Here is a 17040-nt window from a genome sequence, read left to right on the forward strand (position 1 = left end):
GCAATGAGCGCTTTCGACGATGGCGCGCCACCGTCGGTTTGACGGTGTATTGTAATGAATTTGTAATTCAGGCGGGCAATCTGAATCCCGAGATTGCCTCGCGCAGCACGCCTGCCTGATCTTTCAGCGATTGCGCGGCCGCCGCCGCTTGCTCGACGAGCGCGGCGTTCTGCTGCGTCACTTTGTCCATTTCCCCGACCGCGCGATTGACCTGCTCGATGCCTGCGCTCTGCTCGCGCGACGCATGGCTGATTTCTTCGAGAATCTCGTTGACGCGTCGCACCGATTGCACGATTTCGCCCATCGTCGATCCGGCGTTGGCAACGAGCGCCGCCCCTTGATCGACCGTGCTCGTCGACGATTCGATCAGTGCCTTGATCTCTTTGGCCGCCGTCGCCGAACGTTGCGCGAGGCTGCGCACTTCCGAGGCGACTACGGCGAACCCGCGGCCTTGCTCGCCGGCGCGCGCCGCTTCGACGGCTGCATTGAGGGCGAGGATGTTGGTCTGGAATGCAATGCCGTCGATGACGCCGATGATGTCGCCGATCTTCTGCGAACTCGATGTGATCTCGCTCATCGTCCGCACGACGTCGTCGACGACACTGCTGCCGCGAGTCGCGACGTCGGCCGCTTGCTCGGCGAGATGGGCCGCTTGCGAGGCGCTATCGGCGTTCAGCTTCACATTGGCCGTCATTTGGTCCATGCTCGACGCGGTCTCGACGAGTGCCGCCGCTTGCTGCTCGGTGCGTTGCGACAGGTCGATGTTGCCGGCGGCGATTTCGCTCGCCCCGACGTTGATGTTTTCGGCGCCCATGCGAACGCGCGACACGGCATCGGCGAGACCCGAGCGCATCTGCGCAAGCGCGTGCATGAGACTGCCGTGATCGTCGGACGAGACGGGCACATGCGCGGTCAGATCGCCCTCGGCAATCCGTTGCGCCGTGGAGATCGCAACCTCGAGATCGCCGCCGAGGCCGCGCCGCACGCTGCGCAGCACGAGCACCATCGCCACAGTGGCAAGGACGCCGAGCACGCCCGTGACGATAGACCAGCGGATGATCGCGTTGACGAATTCCGCATTGACGTCGTCCATATACATGCCGGTGACGAGCACCCAGTCCCACGGCGCGAAGCGCAGTGAATACGATTTCTTTTGAACGGGCGTTTCGCTGCCGGGCTTGGACCAGAGATAGTCGACGAAGCCGCCGCCTTCCTGGCTTCCCGCGCGCACGAGATCGATGAAGAGATGGTTGCCGGCGGGATCCGTGAAGTTCGCCAGGTCCTTTCCGATCAATTGCGGCTTGATCGGGTGCATCAGCATCACGGGCTTCGAGTCGTTGATCGAAAGATAGCCGTCCTGCCCGTAGCGGATGGCGGCCACTGCTTCGAGCGCCTTCTTCTTCGCATCGTCCTCGCTCATCGCATGCTGCTGCGAAAGCTCGTAGTCGCGCTTGACGATGCTCATGGCCGATTGCACCACCGACATCAGCTGCTCGCGGCGATCTTTCAGCATCGACGCGCGGTATTGCCAGACGCCGGCCACGGCAATGAGAATCAGCCCGATCCAGAGCACGGCGATCATCGAGCCGAGCTTCTGGTTCAAAGTCATTTTTTGCATGCGCCTTCCATTGAGTAGTCGATCCGTCTGACAATTCGTGACCCGGACGGCTGGGTCGAGAATGCGAGAAACGACTCGCACCCGACCGGCTTATCGACACCTCGCGCCTGGCGACGCAGCGGGGGAAACCCTGATTGAGGGAGCGATGCGTATAGGATTAGGGCTTGCCGCGCATCAGACCGGGTCCTTGTCCGGCGGGCCTTCGGGACGCTGTGGCTCGTCGTTGTGATGGCCGGGGGGCGGCGGAACGAAGGGCTCGCCTTCCGGGTCTCGCGTCGGGTCCGCGAGCGGTTCGGGGATGGGCGTGGTATGCATGTAGTAGTCCATGACGGCCTCGTCGGCATAGAGGGCTTGGCGGGAAACCGGGCTCCTTTGGCTCAGTTATAGGGCATTCCTTGGTAGGAAACGAGACGGCTCTGAGCCGCTGAGCGCTTGTCGCTCGAGCGGCCGTCGCCGTCCCGTCGATGCTCAGTCACCAGATGAGTCGACCCAGGCCTGCAGACCGGCTTCGACTTCATCGCCCGCCAATTCCGCGTTGATTCGGACGTGCATCGGCAACTCATCGGACTGGCCGTGCGTCTCGCGCAGCGCCCGGATCGTGCGGCCGGCTTCCGCTCCGCTCTCGAAGGGACCACCGTGAAGGAGCACGGTTCCGCCGCTGGAGACGAGCTTGAAGTGAAAGCTGCCGTCCGACTCCCGGTACTGCCGCATCGTCGGCGGTTTCGACGATGCCGCTGCGACCGCCTTCGGTGCCGCCGGGTGAGCGGCGGCGCCAATCGACGAAAATCCGCGCAACCCCACCGCGTCGCGCAGTTCTTCCATCAACGGGCGTGCGAGCGCGCGCGCCTTGTCCGCCCCGGCCAGCAAAATCTCTTCCACTTTGGCCGGTGCCGCCATCAACGAGTCGTAACGTTCGCGCATCGGGGCCAGTTCACGCTCGATGCATTGGACGAGCCGCGATTTGGCTTCGCCCCAACCGAGACCGCTCGCGAGCTCGGCCCGGAATGCCGCGGATTCGTCGGCGCCGGCGAACGCCGAATAGAGCGTGAGGATGGGATTCGCATCGGGGTCCTTCGGCTCGCCCGGCAGCTTCGAATCGGTGACGATCTTCATGACGCCGGCCGAGAGCCCATCGCGTCCGCCGGCGAAGAGCGGGATCGTATTGCCATAGCTCTTGCTCATTTTTCGCCCGTCGAGACCAGGCAGAACCGCCTGTTCGCCGACGACGGCCTCGGGCAGCGTCAGCAATTCCTTGCCGTTGCCGAACAGTTGATTGAAGCGCTGCGCGATATCGCGCGTCATTTCCAGGTGCTGAAGCTGATCGCGGCCAACGGGGACTTTGTGCGCGTTGAAGAGCAGGATGTCGGCGGCCATCAGAATCGGGTAGCAAAACAAACCCATCGTCACGCCGGCATCGATGTCCTCGCCTTCCGCTTCGTTGCTGTCCGTCGCCGCCTTATAGGCGTGCGCGCGATTCATGAGCCCCTTGGCGGTGACACAGCTCAGCAGCCAATAGAGCTCGAGCGTTTCGGGGACGTCGCTTTGCCGATAGAAGTAGGTTCGCTCGGGGTCGAGGCCCGACGCGAGCCATGCCGCGGCGATCTCGACGCGCGAACGTGAGAGGCGCACGGGATCGTCGCACTTGATGAGACCGTGATAGTCGGCCAGAAAGAAAAACGATTCGACGCCCGAAGCCGAGCTTGCCGCAATGGCAGGGCGAATTGCGCCCACATAGTTGCCAAGATGCGGAATGCCCGTTGTGGTGATGCCAGTAAGAATTCTTTGTTGCATATCAACCCCCTCGTTCGCAGCGCAGTATTTTATATCCACGCACCGCAGTCATCGCCGCGAATCTTCGAAAGAGTCTGAGCGGCTCATGTCGAGCGCCACAGGTGAATGCATCGAAGAAGGCTTTGCCTTCCTCGGGGTAGGTATGGAGGGAGACGTGCGATTCGGCGAGCAAAAGCAAAATCGTGACGCCGCTTGGGTTGAACGCATGCTTGAGCGTGCCGAGCACCGTGACGCCTTCGGCGACGGCGGCGCTGACGAGCGCCTGCTCGAGCCGGTCCATGTCGTCGAGGATAGCGGCCGGGGTTTCCGCGATGTCGACGATGACATGACGCCCGTATGCGAGGTAGCTGCCGTCAGACATGGGTTGCCATCGACTTCGCTGTCAGTTTGCCCGCATAGGCGATCGACGCGACCATGATTCCGATAATCGTAATGCTGAAGCTCGTCGAAGCATGCGAGGTCAAAGCGCCGGCGAAGCCGCCCGACAACGCCTCGCCGGTGTTCGCCAGCGTCGAGAACAGGCTGAAGTTCTTGCCGAGGTTCCCGCCCGTGGAGAGCTTTTGAATATTCGTGGGCAAGATCACGTCGACGAATGCACCGAAGCTGCCGAGGATGAAGCACCCGCAGAAGATGACGGACGCGCTCGATATGCCCGCGGGCAGCAGTGCCAGGGCGAAACCGTAAGCGCACCAGCAAAGCATCAGCGTCCGGGTGCTGAAGTCGCTGACAATCTTGCTGCAAAGCGCGGCGCCCACGATCGCGCCGAACGCGATGGCGCTCATCGCGTAGCCGATCGCGCTCTCGCTGTAGCTGGCGCCCTTCAGCATCGAAGGAAGCAATATTCGCAACGCGGCGCCGACGAAAAGAATGCATAGCGCCGAGCCGGCGATCGTGATGAGCAGATCGCGCGCGATCATGACTTCTCTCAGATTCCCGAGGAAGTCGCCATAGAGGCCGCGAACGGTTAGGTCTACTGACGGAGTTTCGGGGTCGGTTTTTGCCGGTTTTGCCGCGGCTAGCAGAATGCAAGCCGCCGATAGCAGGTAAGTGGCCGCGTCGAGCGCCAGGACGAAGCCCGCGTTGCCTATCGCAGACAGCGCTAAGCCGCCGAGCGCTGGCCCGACGAGGCTGCCGATTTCCGCAGCCAACTGCGTGGCGCCGTTCGCGGCAGGCAGATGCTCCGTGCGCACTAACGACCGTATCGTCCCTTGGAATGCGGGCTGGAAAAGCGTTCTGAACGACGTCATCGACATACCGATGGCGGCGAGCGATGCGAGCCCGGCGCGGTCGTTCGCCAGCAGGACGCAAAAACAGGCCGTAATCGACATGCGCGCGAGGTCCGCACCGAGCATGAGCGCGCGCCGCGAAACACGATCCGACAATGCGCCGCCGAGCGGCCCGAGGACGAGATAGGGGATGAATCGGAAGAAATAGACGAGGCCGGCGAGCGTGACGTCGTTATTCGCCGCTTCGAGGACGGCCACAATGAAGATGAATTCGTGGACGCCGTCGCCGATTTGCGAAAGGACGTTACCCGAGAGCAGCACGGTAAACGCGCGCTCTCGGCGAAGCATCGTGATCATGATGGAGTCGCCGCGGAGCTGAGCGAGACGACCGGATAAAGCAGCTCGCGCTTGGTGAAGGACCGTCCGGGGTCTTGCAGCCTTTGAGCGACCAGCGCGTTCATCAGCAATTGATCGGCTTTGGGCATCAGGAAGTACATGATGTCGACATACCAGTACCACCCGAGCTTCGTCAGTGAGAGGGAGCTTTCGTCTTCCGTCACCAAGCCTTCTTGTTTGAGCTGATCGAGCTTGGCGATCACTTCGGGATGCACGCGGTGCCACTCCACGCGTGGCTTGTCGACGTGTCCGTGGTAGGCAAGGCGGAGGACGAGCGGACGCGCGTAGTCGAGCGAATTGTCGTGCTCGCTCGTTTCGCATGGAATGGCACCATGCGCGATCTTTTCGCTGTAGGCGTTTCTGCTGTGCGTGTTCGTCGTCACGTGTCCCATCGTCGAACTGATTGCATTGACGCCGAAGCCCATCAGGTCGAAATCATGGTAGCCGTAGACATGCTCGTGATAGACGAACGAGTAGGCGTCGCTGACCACCGCGGACGTGACCGGGGCGCGCACGTATCCGTGGCCGTTGTGCGGCATGAACCCGGCATGCCGCATGAATTGATCGACGAGCACATTCATGCTGAACTTGCGCATCGCGGAAGTTGGCGCTGCCTCCGCCTGGGCGAGCTTGGCGTGAAGGCCGACTTGGGTGACGATGTTGTCGATCGGGTAGATATCGACATTCGTGGTGCCCAGCTGGACCGCCTGGGTCAGATCCGCGATCAATTCCTCTTCGTCCTGTCCGCTCATTCCGTACAGGATGTCGAATGTCTGGAACGGAAACTTCTCCTTCAGTAAGACGGCCGCTTCGTGAACCTGGGGCAATGTAGCGGTCAGATCGAACATGTCTCGCCATTTCTGCGAAAACGTCTGCAGGCCGAAGCGGGGATGGGTTACGCCGATTTCGCGCATGGCATTCGCTCGTTCGCGAGTCAGGCTCTTCACTTCGACTTCGAACGAAAACTCGCGGAGATGAGAGAGATCGAACGTATTGCGGATCAGTTCGCCGATTTCGACGATTTGATCGGGGTCGAGCAGGCTCGGTGTTCCTCCACCGAAAAATATGGCGCCGATCGGGATGCCCTTGAGATCGGCAAGATCGGCTTTCATGCGAATCTCCGAGAGCAACGAATCGAAGTAGCGATCGATGACCGTGCGTTCGGAGTACTTACCGCGCGTGAAAGGACAAAAATTGCAGATGGTGTCGCAAAACGGGATATGGAAGTAGAGCGCACGCGATCGCGCGTGCCGGTTCGCTTCGGTCCATATTTCGGAGAAGGTGCGTGTGGACCGTTCTTTTCCCTGGCTCGGGAAGAAGAAGTTGTAAATGGGAAATTGGCGATCGAACTTGACTAGGGACTGCTGACGAAGCAGGTTCATGGACGAGGCTCTCCAGTCGGAACGCGAAGGGGGAGCGCGTGGGTTCCGCTCGTCCCCCTTCCACCGTCATCGGGCGCTTGCTTACCAGACGCCCATCTTCACCGGCATGGTGTTGACCGCCGTCGTTTCGAAGTAGCTCAGGACTTCATTCATTTCGTACTCCTAAATGGTCGGTGCAGGATGCCCCCTGCGGGGGATGTCGGAAGGTGTTTCCGGCATTGGGACCACCCATGCCACGGCCATCGCAATTCCTCGACGGCTGCGACACGGAAGGGTTGGGATCGCGTGATCGAGATAAATTAATCTCGATCGGTAGGCGGCATCGTATTGACGCAGCGGAGAGGGTTCAACCTATCGGGGTTGATAGCTTGGTGGGCGTTGCAATCGCCGGTACCGGGGATAGTCGGGCTGGGTCCATGCATGCGTTGCTGAATGTGCACGGCCGCGGACGAATGAAAAACAGCACCTCACTAGCGCAACAAATCCCCCGGCGTATCGACATCGGCGATGACACCCGCATCATCGACGTCGATCGTCGTCAAATCCGACGACTCAAGCAGCAGGCGTGCGCCGACGTCTCCATCGAGTGCCTGGAGCGCCGTACCGTGCATGGCGCCGAATCCGACAGGATGCCCGCGCCGACCGCGATAGACCGGCGCGACGATCGACGAGCCCTGACCGAGACGCCGTGCGACCGCTTCGATGGTTTCGGGGGCGATCCAGGGCATGTCGGCGAGCGCGACGACCCATCCATCGGCGTCAGCGCTCGCATGGACCCCGGCGGCCAGGCTTGCGCCCATGCCGCGTTCCGCCTCGCTCGAAAAGATGACATCGCAGCCCGCGTCGTTGAGCAAATGGGCGAGCGCTTCGTCGCCGGTTCTTACGACAGCGACGACGCGCGCAACGCTGGCAAGCAGCCGCTGCGCCGCGGCACGCGCGACAGGCGTGCCATCGGGAAGCGGTGCGAGGAGCTTGCTTTGCTGACCGGTCGGATCGAAGCGCGTGCCGCGTCCCGCGGCGAGGAGCAGACCGGTGGCGAGGGAGGCATAGGTCATCGGGGCATCCGGTTGTTCGGCGATGGAGGGCAGTGCCGCCGATCCCGCATGGCGCCGCCCGCCGCCGCAAGCATACCGCATGTACCGATGTGCATAGTGGATGTGTTCAGATTCCTAAGCAGAACTAAACAAGACGTCAGGCCGTCATTTGCATCATGACCTTATCGAGCGTAATCGGCAGATCGCGTACGCGCACCCCCGTCGCATGGTAGACGCCATTGGCGACGGCCGCGACGATCCCGGTGATGCCGATCTCGCCGATGCCACGCGCGCCGAGCGGGTTGAAGTTCGTATCGGGAACGTCGAGCACCGTCACGTCGATCGTGCCGATATCGCCATTGACGGGCACGTGATACTCGGCGAGGTTGCCGTTGACGAAGCGCCCATAGCGCGTATCGAGCGAACTCTCTTCCTCGAGCGCGGCGCCGATGCCCCAGACGAGTCCGCCCATGAGCTGGCTCTTGCCCGTCTTGTCGTTCAGCAGCCGGCCCACGTCGTAGACGGCGACGACGCGCGGTACGCGGATTACCCCGAGCGCCGCATCGACGTGGATCTCGGTGAACACGGCGCCGAATGAATGCGATTCGAAGCGTTTGCTCTCATCGCCGCTCTTTGCGGTGGCCGCGGCCTCGATCGGGCGTGAGCCGGCACGCGCGATGATCGCGGCTGCCGGATCGCGCTTCGTCGGCTGCGATCGGCTCACCACCCAGCCGTCGACGACCGTCACGTCTTCGACGGCGAGGCCGTGCAGCGGCGACGCTTCGTCGGCGCGCGCCAGCGCGATCAACTGCGCACGCGCTGCACTGGCGGCCTCGTGTACCGCGGGCGAAACGCTTGCCGCCGATTGCGAGCCGCCCGAGATCGGCGCGCGCGGCAGGGAGGAATCGCCGAGCCCGAAGCTCACGCGATCGACGGGAAAGCCGAGCGCATCCGCGGCAACTTGCGTCATGATCGTGTAGGTCCCGGTGCCGATATCCTGCGTGCCCGAGACGACGACCGCGGTGCCGTCGGGCATGATGCGAGCGATCGCCGACGCCTCGCTGCGGTGGGCCGGGTAGGTGGCCGTCGCCATACCCATGCCGATCAGCGTATCGCCGTCACGCAGCGAGCGCACCGCTTGCGGGCGCTTCGACCAGCCAAAGCGCTCGGCGCCGACGCGATAGCACTCGCGCAGATGCTTGCTGGACCAGGGCTTGCCTTCCTGCGGCGAGACTTCGGCGTAGTTTTTCAGGCGCAGCTCCACCGGATCCATCTTCAGCGCGTAAGCGAGTTCGTCGAGGGCCGATTCGAGTGCGTACGTCCCTGTGGTCTCGCCTGGTGCCCGCATAAACGTGGGGATGCCGACGTTCATCGGGACGAGACGATGCGTCGTATCGAGATTGGGCGTGGCGTACAGCATGCGCGTGACGACGCCCGAGGTCTCCGTCCAATCTTCGAGCACCGAGGTGTTCGCAAACGTATCGTGCCGCAACCCCGTAATCGTGCCGTCGTTGCGGGCGGCGACGGAGATATGCTGCTCCGTGTACGGCCGCCCGCCGACAGGACCGAACATCTGGGGACGCGTCAGCGCGAGTCTGACCGGCCTGCCTGTCTGCCGGGACGCCATCGCGCACAGCACGACGTGCGACCAGACCGAGCCCTTGCAGCCGAACCCGCCGCCGACGAACGGCGAAATGATATGGACGTCTTCCCGCGCGATGCCAAGCGTCGTCGCTACCGCTTGCTGCGAGTTCGCGACGCCTTGCGTCGTGTCGTAGAGCGTCACGCGGGGCCCGTCCCACAACGCGAGAACAGCATGAGGCTCCATCGGATTGTGGGTCTCCATCGGCGTCGTATACACCGCATCGATGCGCACGGGCCCTTCGCGTAGCCCGCTTTCGACATTGCCGCGCTTCGTGTCGGGCGGGCCGCCGAACATCGAAGGAGGCGGATGGGCGTTGGCCTTGGCCGCTTGAAAATCGAGCGCGGGTGCGGCCTGCCGATAGGAAACGCGCAGCGCATCGGCCGCGTGGGTGGCCTGCTCCAACGTTTCGGCCACCACCACGGCAATGGGTTCGTTGTTGTAATGCACTTCGTCGTCCTGCAGCAGCGAAAGCCGCCTCAGCGCGGGCGGGGTCACCTTCGGCCGACCGTTGTTTGGCAGACGCGGCGCATTGCGATAGGTCATCACGAGAATCACGCCTGGGAGGTTTTCCGCGACGCTCGTATCGATCGAGGCGATGTTGCCGCGCGCGATCGTGCTTGTGACGAGGACGCCATGCGCGAGCTTGGCCGCCGGAAACTCCCCGCCGTATTGAGCCTGGCCGGTGACCTTGAGCACACCGTCGGTGCGATCGAGCGGTTGACCGATCATGTTCATGCGACTACTCCGGTAATGCCCGGGCTGCTGCGCCCCGCGGCTATGTTGACGGCACGTACGATGGCCCGCTCGGCAAGCGTGACCTTGAAACGGTTGCCCGCAAGCGGCTTCGCATCGCGCAATTCGGCGGCCGCCGCTTCGCGCAATCGCTCGTCGTTGAGCGGCCCGCCGGTCAACATGCGCTCGGCGACGGACGCGCGCCACGGCTTGTGCGCGACGCCGCCCAACGCGATTCGCACGTCCGAAACATTGCCTCCCTGCAGTTGCAGTGCCGCGGCGACGGAAACGAGAGCGAACGCGTAGCTCGCGCGATCGCGCACCTTCAGGTAATAGGCATGCTCGGGGAAGGCGGGCGGCGGCAAATCGACGAACGTGATGAGCTCGCCAGGACGCAGCGTCGTATCCCGTTCAGGGTGATCGCCCGGCAGACGGTGAAAATCCGCGAACGGAATGGCACGCTCGCCGTCGGCGCCTGTCACGCGTACCGTTGCATCGAGGGCGGCGAGCGCAACGCTCATATCGGATGGGTTCACCGCGATGCACTGCGAGCTGGCGCCGAGAATAGCCTGAGTGCGTTGATATCCGTGGAGGGCGCCGCAGCCGCTGCCGGGCATGCGCTTGTTGCACTCGGCGAATGCCGTGTCGTAGAAATAGGGGCAGCGCGTCCGCTGAAGCAGATTGCCGCCTACCGTTGCCATGTTGCGCAACTGTGCGGAGGCGCCCGAGACGAACGCCTGCGAGAGCAGCGGATACTGCTGGCGGACGAGCGCGTGATCGGCGGCGTCGCTGTTCCGCACGAGCGCGCCGATGCGCAGGCCGCCATCGGGCAACCTTTCGATCGCGTCGAGTCCGCTGCCGAGATGGGTGATGTCGACGAGCTTGACGGGCCGTGCCACGCCGCCCTTCATCAGATCGAGGAGATTCGTGCCACCGCCGATGAACATGGCGCCGGGCTCGCGCGCCGCTCGTATGGCGCCCGCGACATCGGACGCGCGTTCGTAGGAAATCGCTTCCATCAGAATTCCTTCGTTGTCCTATCGTTCCGCTTCGACCGTGCGGGTCGAGCGTTATGCCGTGCGTTGACGTCGATAGACGTCGATCACCGCGGCCACGATGTTGGGGTAGGCGCCGCAACGGCAGATGTTGCCGCTCATTCGCTCGCGAATCTCCGCTTCGGTGAGCTCGGTCGGCTTCGCGCGGACGTCGCGCGTGGCTGCGCTCGCGGCGCCGGCCCGGAACTCTTCGATGAGCGCCGTCGCCGAGCAGAGCTGGCCCGGCGTGCAGTAACCGCATTGAAAGGCATCGCGTTCGATGAACGCCTGTTGAATCGGGCTCAGCGTGCCGGCTTGCGCCAGCCCTTCGACGGTCGTGATCGATTCGCCCTCGTGCATGACGGCGAGTGTGAGACACGAATTGATGCGGCGGCCGTCGGCCAGCACGGTACAGGCGCCGCACTGTCCACGGTCGCATCCTTTTTTCGTGCCCATGAGGCCCACGTACTCGCGCAGCGCGTCGAGCAGCGTGACACGCGGCTCGAGCTGTAGCTGATGAAGGCGGCCGTTGATCGTCAGCTTGACCGGCATGGCCGGCGAGCGGACCGTTGGCATTGCGCCTGTTGGCGCTGGCGCGGAAGCATCGTTCATCTGGGATTCCTTGGCGTGCAGGTGAGGCGCCGCGCCGACAGTGACGGCCGCGGCGGCCGATTGCAAAAAACGGCGGCGCGCCAGGTCAGGGTTGCGTTCGGTTTGGCTTACGGCCTTGGCGTCGCTGGAGAGGGGGAGAGGCGGCTTGGACATGGCGATCGGCTCGCTCCATTGGGCGTCGATGCTGTCGACTTCGTCGATGCGATGAAGCACGGCGGAAATGGACGCTGAGTTTGCGTCCCAACGAGTCGGAGTTTGCAGCAAGTCAGATGCCCGGACCGCTCGCGCTTGGGGCGCGCATGCGCCGCGCTGGTTTCTATGCCAGCGCGGTCAGCGGGACTTACGTGATTATTTCAATCAATCGATACCGTGAAACACCGCGTCGTCAGGACCGATATACGCGGGCGGCCGCCATGTCGCATCGCGCATCGAGTGCTGCACCTGGTTTTCAACGCCGAGCAGCACCGCGAAGATTGCCATGCGGATCGGAATGCCATTGTCGGTCTGGCGGAAGATGGCGAGCCGCGGATCGTGGTTCAGATCGGTGCTCAGGTCGTTCGCGCCGGGCCGGCTGTCGCGCGGCAGCGGGTGCATGATCAGGGTGTCGCGCCCGCAGACCGTCTCGACGAGCGCTTCATTGATCTGGAAGTCTGGCGTGTAACCTTCGAACGATTCATCGGCGAAGCGCTCCTTCTGGATCCGTGTGGCGTAGACGACATCGGCACCGCGCAAGCCCGAAGCCAACTCGTTCGTCTGTTCGACGACATGCCCGTTGCGCGAGATTTGATCGACGATGTAGCCGGGCATCTCCAGCGTCGGCGGCGAAATCAGCGTGAATCTGATGTCGCGATAAAGCGCGAGTAGCTTGACGAGCGAATGCACGGTCCGGCCGTATTTGAGGTCGCCGACGAGCGCGATATGCGCACCGTCGACGATCTTGCCGAGCCGCGAGAATTCGCGCTGGATCGTGTAAAGGTCGAGCAACGCCTGGCTCGGGTGCTCGCCCGGGCCGTCGCCGCCGTTGATGACGGGCAGATTCGTCGCGCGCGCGAATTCGGCCACGGAGCCCTGCTCGGGGTGACGCACGACGAGCGCGTCGACGTAGCCGCTCATGACGCGGCTCGTATCGTAGATCGACTCGCCCTTGGCCATCGAAGAGAAGGTGAACCCCGTCGTATCGCAGACGGAGCCGCCGAGCCGGCAGAACGCGGCGCCGAACGATACGCGCGTGCGCGTGCTCGCCTCGAAGAACAGGTTGCCGAGCACGGCTCCTTCGAGCACGCGCGAGATCTTCTGGCGGCGCGCGATCGGCTGCATGATGTCGGCGACATGGAACAGCGACTCGACGGCGTCACGCGAGAACTGATCGACCGATAGCAGCTGTGGTTTGCCCTCGAAAAGAATCTTGCTCGCGAGTGACCCAGAGTCTACGCTTTGCGTATAGTTTTCGTCGCGCTCAATATTGCCGACGATTTCGGATACGAATCGCCCGACGATTTCCGGCATCGATCTCGATTCCTGCGAATCGTCGGGCAGCAGCCACGTGTCGAGCGCTCGACGGCTAACGCCGATGCGGTTCGCGAATGCCTCGCGCGTCATGTTCATGCGTCGCATGGCATCGCGAAGGAATGCCTGCTGGGGAACGCTCATGGGTGGCCTCGCCGTCGTAGTTGTACGCGCTGCGTATATTACTTCGGCGTTGGCGGAAGTCAAGCACGGTGCCGGATATTCGCTTGTGCGCCCCGGCATCGAAGGTCACCTGCGTTTAAACGATCATTTCGATTTTGGCGGCAGTCCCATTTTCTCCAGCGTCAGCGTTTCGTCGGCGCGGCCCCAGCCGCCGTCGGCGACTTCCTCGACGAGCACCATCGAATAGGGGCGGACGCCTTCGCCGAAGTATTCGACGAACATCGCCGTCGTGCGATGGATGATCTCCTCTTTGCGCGCGTGATCGAGGATGCCTTGAGGGAATTTGTAATTTGCGAATGGCATGGATTGCTCCAATTTGGGTGGTTTCAGGATAACGAGGCAATTTGCGCGTATAGCCTGACGGTGAGGCTTATCGGGCGATAGCACTTGCCTGCGCGTCGTCTGCGAAAGCGTCGACGACGCATTGTTGCTGCTGAGCCTTGGCCGATAAAGAGAGTGCGTTGGGTAACTCCATTCAACGCACGTCAATAATTCGCGTGGCGCGCGGGGCATCGGAGCGGCGGCTCAACGCAAAGATCGATGCGCACGGGACAAGAGAATTAAATTTGCACTGGATCAATCGTGGCGCACCAGATAAACTTCGCCGAATGGAATCCGCATACCCGCTTCTCCTCGTGATCGCCATGCCGCAGATGCTCGCCATGCCCGGCGCGGCAGGCGTCGCGTCGCGTGCGATCGCGCTTGCGGTTTCCAAAGCCAAAAAACAGCTGCTCGTCTGACCGGCACGCTGTTGCCGTCGGACTTACGACGGGACAGCGACAAACCGGCTTTCATCCCTGCGCCTTCCCCTCACTGTTCGACGGATTCCTTCGGTCATTTTTCGAGGTGAAGACATGTCGATTTTTTCCGGTATCTGGATCCCGCTCGTCACGCCGTTCTCGCGCGGCGCCGTTGATCACGGCGCGCTGGCGGCGCTCGTCGATCGCTATCGCAAGGCCGGCGTAGCGGGGTTTGCCGCGTTGGGCACCACCGGCGAGCCCGCGGCGCTCTCGCTCGGCGAGCAGGATGCGGTACTAGACACGATCTTGCGGGAGGCGGAAGGCGTGCCCGTCATTGCCGGCCTCGCCGGAAATCAGACGGCGCAACTGCAGAACCGCGTGCGGCGCATGAACGAGCAGCCCATCTCAGGCCTTCTCATCAGCGCACCTTATTACATTCGTCCTTCGCAGGCGGGGCTCGTCGAACATTTCGAACGACTGGCCGATCTGAGCACGAAGCCGATCGTCCTTTACGACATTCCGTACCGGACCGGCGTGCGCATCGAGCTCGATACGTTGCTGACGCTTGCCGCGCACCCGCGCATCATGGCGATCAAGGATTGCTCGGGCGCTGTCGATACGACGCTCGCACTGATCCGCGACGGGCGCTTGCAAGTGTTGGCCGGCAACGACGACGCGATCTTCAGCACACTTTGCATGGGCGGCAGCGGAGCGATCTCGGCCAGCGCGCATCTGCGGACCGAGCGCTTCGTGGCGATGCATCGCGCGCTCGCCGAGGGGCGGCTGGCGGATGGCCGCGCGATCTTTCACGAGCTCGCGCCTCTCGTGCGTGCGCTCATGTCCGAACCGAACCCCGCTCCCGTAAAGGCGGCGCTCGCGGCGCTCGGGCTGATCGACAACGAGTTGCGCGTGCCTATGACGCGGGCGAGCGAGGCGTTGGCCAATCAGCTTGCGCGGCTCTTGACTGACAAGGCTTCGGCCACCGCATCGATGACGCTCGCCCAATCGCCGAGCGCGGGCTGACGAAAGAGGCGGGCGCTCGGATACCACGGGCTGTCCGAGCGCTCGAGCATCCAGCGCCAGCAGGTGTCGAGGCGGTTCATGATCCAGACCGGCTTGCCCATCGCGCCGGCGAGGTGAGCCGTCGACGTATCGACGGAAATGACGAGATCGAGGTTGTCGACCAATGCGGCCGTGTCGGCGAAATCGCTGAGCTCGCCGGTCCAGTCGACGATAGGGCGGCACGCTTCGCGGCCCGCACGCGCGGCTTCGAGCTGCGCGGCGGGCGGCCCCTTCTGCAGGCTGAAGAAACGGACGCCGGGCACATCGATGATCGGGCCGAGTTGCTCGAACGAGAGCGAGCGTCGCGAGTCGTTTCTGCGCAGCTCCGGGACATGCGGCCGGCTGCCTCCTGCCCAGACGAGCCCGACGTTGAGGTTTGCATCGTTTCCGGCTTCGTTTTCGGCTTCATCGCCGATTTCGGCAATGCGGGCGCGAAACCGTTCGGACTCCTTCGGATCGGCAAAGAGATAGGGCGTCTTTGCTGGTATCGTCGATATGTCCGTATGCAACGCCAGTGGCAGACCCAGAAGGGGGCAGTGGTAGTCGAAGGATGGCAGCGTCTGCCCCGCTTCGACGAGCTGTGCGACACCTTCGAGTCCCGTGAGTAGCCGCATGAGTTCGGGCTGCACTTCCAGAATGACCTGTGCGCCTTGCCGCGCAACGAGCGCCGCGTAACGGCAAAACTGCAGCGTGTCGCCAAGGCCTTGCTCCGCATGCAGGAGAATCGTCTTGCCGTCGAGCGGCGCATCGCCAAGCCACAGCGGTGCATCGAATGCGCGCTTGCCCGCCTTGATGCGCTTGCGTTCCCAACGCCATTCGTACTCGGCCCAGCCCGCGTCGAATCGACCCATCTGCAGCAGACAAAGCGCGCGATTCCAATGTGTTTCGACGGCATCCGCCCCGAGGGCGAGTGCGCGGTCATAGCAGGCGAGCGCGTCCTCCTGTCGGTTCATGTCGATGAACGTCAGGCCGAGGTTGTTCCATGCGTCTGCGAATTCCCCGGACGCCGCGAGCGCGCGTTCATAACTCACTTGCGCATCCGACGGCCGGTTCATGTCGCTCAATGCGTTGCCGCGGTTGCTCCAGGCCTCGGCATAGTCGGGGCGCAGCGCGAGCGCCTGGTCGCAGCTCGCGACCGCGTCGGCGGGCCGTCCGAGATCGCGCAGCGCGCAACTGCGGTTGCTCCATGCCTCGGGGAAATCCGGCCTTGCCGCGATCGCTTTCTCGAAGCTCGCGAGCGCATCGAGCGGACGCTCAAGGGCCGCGAGCGCCATGCCGCGATTGTTGAGCCCATCGGAAAAGCCCGGCTTCAGCGACAGCGCGCGATTGGCGGCTGCGAGCGCTTCCTCGTGCCGCCCGAGCGAGTTCAGCGCGAACGAGAGATTGGAGTGGAGCGGCGCCTGCGTGGCGTTGATCGACAGAGCCTGCTTCAGGAGTTCGGCACCTTCCTCGATGCGGCCGGTCTGCAACGACAGTGCGCCGAGCAACTGCAAGGCATCGAAATGGCGCGGACGTTCGGCGAGGATTTCGCGATAGAGCTCTTCGGCATCGGCGAACGCGCCGTTTTGCTGAAGCGCGACGGCTTGTTCCAGCAATTTGTCGAGATGCCGCTGTTTGCTGGGCTTCCTCATGAACCGGGAGCCCCGTGGACTTCTGTAAAGGACATACCTAATCGTAGTTTTTGAATGTGAGCCGGAACGTTTAGGCGACGATCATCGGCTGGGCGGAACGCGAGCGTTCTCTAATAGCACATTAGGAGTTCGTATAGGCGTTACACCAACCGGCGGCTGCCACCTGCTTGTTGCCGAAAATAATGCAGCCTCCGTAGGGATCGCCCGACTGGCCCTGAAAGAGCGAGCAGTTGGCGCAAGTCTGTCCGGGCTTGTACGCCGGAGACGTCGCTACATCGACCTTCGCGGCATCCAGCTTGTAACTGTACTGTTTGGCCTGCGGGTCGCTTTCATCGAGCTTGGGAGCAGTATCGGCGAGGGCCTGGCGTTGCCAAGTCAGTGCGGAAACGGCGGCGACGCTGCCGATGACAAACGTACGACGCGATGCTTTCATGTTGGTACTCCCGCT

At 63.1% G+C, this 17040-nt stretch carries 17 protein-coding genes; 3 read left to right on the plus strand and 14 right to left on the minus strand.

Annotated features, from left to right (window positions below; translation table 11 throughout):
* Positions 1 to 67: 67 nt before the first annotated feature.
* The 6 genes from AB4Y31_RS22305 to AB4Y31_RS22330 all read right to left on the minus strand — a co-directional run bounded on the left by AB4Y31_RS22305 (position 68) and on the right by AB4Y31_RS22330 (position 6413).
* Positions 68 to 1609, minus strand: a complete 1542-nt coding sequence (locus AB4Y31_RS22305; RefSeq protein ID WP_368675955.1) for a methyl-accepting chemotaxis protein — start codon at positions 1607 to 1609, stop codon at positions 68 to 70.
* Between the two features lie 183 nt (positions 1610 to 1792).
* Positions 1793 to 1945 carry a hypothetical protein gene (locus AB4Y31_RS22310; protein WP_018443994.1) on the minus strand — a complete coding sequence of 51 codons (153 nt, stop codon included), beginning with the start codon at positions 1943 to 1945 and terminating at the stop codon, positions 1793 to 1795.
* Between the two features lie 141 nt (positions 1946 to 2086).
* Positions 2087 to 3409, minus strand: coding sequence for a tryptophan--tRNA ligase (locus AB4Y31_RS22315; RefSeq protein WP_368675816.1), 1323 nt, complete (start codon positions 3407 to 3409; stop codon positions 2087 to 2089).
* Position 3410: 1 nt separating this feature from the next.
* On the minus strand, positions 3411 to 3770 hold the full coding sequence (gene speD / locus AB4Y31_RS22320; RefSeq protein WP_368675817.1) for an adenosylmethionine decarboxylase: 360 nt from the start codon (positions 3768 to 3770) through the stop codon (positions 3411 to 3413).
* Positions 3763 to 4992 carry an MFS transporter gene (locus AB4Y31_RS22325; RefSeq protein WP_368675818.1) on the minus strand — a complete coding sequence of 410 codons (1230 nt, stop codon included), beginning with the start codon at positions 4990 to 4992 and terminating at the stop codon, positions 3763 to 3765. The genes speD and AB4Y31_RS22325 overlap by 8 nt, the downstream gene beginning before the upstream one ends.
* Positions 4989 to 6413: a coproporphyrinogen-III oxidase family protein gene (locus tag AB4Y31_RS22330; protein ID WP_368675819.1), complete on the minus strand. Its 1425-nt coding sequence runs from the start codon at positions 6411 to 6413 to the stop codon at positions 4989 to 4991. Before AB4Y31_RS22330 ends, AB4Y31_RS22325 begins: the two co-directional genes overlap by 4 nt.
* Here AB4Y31_RS22330 and AB4Y31_RS22335 point away from each other — a divergent pair.
* Entirely contained in the window at positions 6412 to 6549 is a 138-nt protein-coding gene (locus AB4Y31_RS22335) for a hypothetical protein (protein ID WP_368675820.1), read from the plus strand. The two genes, AB4Y31_RS22330 and AB4Y31_RS22335, sit on opposite strands and share 2 nt — an antisense overlap.
* Positions 6550 to 6883: 334 nt before the next feature.
* On the opposite strand, the gene AB4Y31_RS22340 is transcribed toward AB4Y31_RS22335, so the two are convergent.
* The 6 genes from AB4Y31_RS22340 to AB4Y31_RS22365 all read right to left on the minus strand — a co-directional run bounded on the left by AB4Y31_RS22340 (position 6884) and on the right by AB4Y31_RS22365 (position 13462).
* Positions 6884 to 7468 carry an NTP transferase domain-containing protein gene (locus AB4Y31_RS22340; protein ID WP_368675821.1) on the minus strand — a complete coding sequence of 195 codons (585 nt, stop codon included), beginning with the start codon at positions 7466 to 7468 and terminating at the stop codon, positions 6884 to 6886.
* Between the two features lie 136 nt (positions 7469 to 7604).
* The gene (locus AB4Y31_RS22345; RefSeq protein WP_368675822.1) at positions 7605 to 9827 is read right to left on the minus strand and encodes a xanthine dehydrogenase family protein molybdopterin-binding subunit; all 2223 of its coding nucleotides are present in this window, start codon (positions 9825 to 9827) and stop codon (positions 7605 to 7607) included.
* Positions 9824 to 10843, minus strand: a complete 1020-nt coding sequence (locus AB4Y31_RS22350; RefSeq protein WP_368675823.1) for a xanthine dehydrogenase family protein subunit M — start codon at positions 10841 to 10843, stop codon at positions 9824 to 9826. Before AB4Y31_RS22350 ends, AB4Y31_RS22345 begins: the two co-directional genes overlap by 4 nt.
* 51 nt (positions 10844 to 10894) lie before the next feature.
* Complete coding sequence (locus AB4Y31_RS22355) at positions 10895 to 11683, minus strand: 2Fe-2S iron-sulfur cluster-binding protein (RefSeq protein ID WP_368675824.1); 789 nt, start codon at positions 11681 to 11683, stop codon at positions 10895 to 10897.
* Positions 11684 to 11827: 144 nt separating this feature from the next.
* Positions 11828 to 13120: an aspartate carbamoyltransferase gene (locus AB4Y31_RS22360; RefSeq protein WP_368675825.1), complete on the minus strand. Its 1293-nt coding sequence runs from the start codon at positions 13118 to 13120 to the stop codon at positions 11828 to 11830.
* Between the two features lie 123 nt (positions 13121 to 13243).
* Entirely contained in the window at positions 13244 to 13462 is a 219-nt protein-coding gene (locus tag AB4Y31_RS22365) for a 4-oxalocrotonate tautomerase family protein (protein WP_368675826.1), read from the minus strand.
* Between the two features lie 137 nt (positions 13463 to 13599).
* Between AB4Y31_RS22365 and AB4Y31_RS22370 the strand changes: the two genes are divergently transcribed.
* Both AB4Y31_RS22370 and dapA read left to right on the plus strand, forming a co-directional pair.
* A complete protein-coding gene (locus tag AB4Y31_RS22370) occupies positions 13600 to 13899 on the plus strand; it encodes a hypothetical protein (protein WP_368675827.1) in 300 nt (99 codons plus the stop codon).
* 114 nt (positions 13900 to 14013) lie between these two features.
* Positions 14014 to 14922 carry a 4-hydroxy-tetrahydrodipicolinate synthase gene (dapA, locus tag AB4Y31_RS22375; protein WP_368675828.1) on the plus strand — a complete coding sequence of 303 codons (909 nt, stop codon included), beginning with the start codon at positions 14014 to 14016 and terminating at the stop codon, positions 14920 to 14922.
* Here the strand turns inward: dapA and AB4Y31_RS22380 are convergent.
* Both AB4Y31_RS22380 and AB4Y31_RS22385 read right to left on the minus strand, forming a co-directional pair.
* Entirely contained in the window at positions 14844 to 16592 is a 1749-nt protein-coding gene (locus AB4Y31_RS22380) for a tetratricopeptide repeat protein (protein WP_368675829.1), read from the minus strand. The two genes, dapA and AB4Y31_RS22380, sit on opposite strands and share 79 nt — an antisense overlap.
* Positions 16593 to 16713: 121 nt before the next feature.
* On the minus strand, positions 16714 to 17025 hold the full coding sequence (locus AB4Y31_RS22385) for a high-potential iron-sulfur protein (RefSeq protein WP_368675830.1): 312 nt from the start codon (positions 17023 to 17025) through the stop codon (positions 16714 to 16716).
* Positions 17026 to 17040: the final 15 nt, after the last annotated feature.

The organism is Trinickia sp. EG282A (assembly GCF_040965455.1).
Taxonomy (GTDB): domain Bacteria; phylum Pseudomonadota; class Gammaproteobacteria; order Burkholderiales; family Burkholderiaceae; genus Trinickia; species Trinickia symbiotica.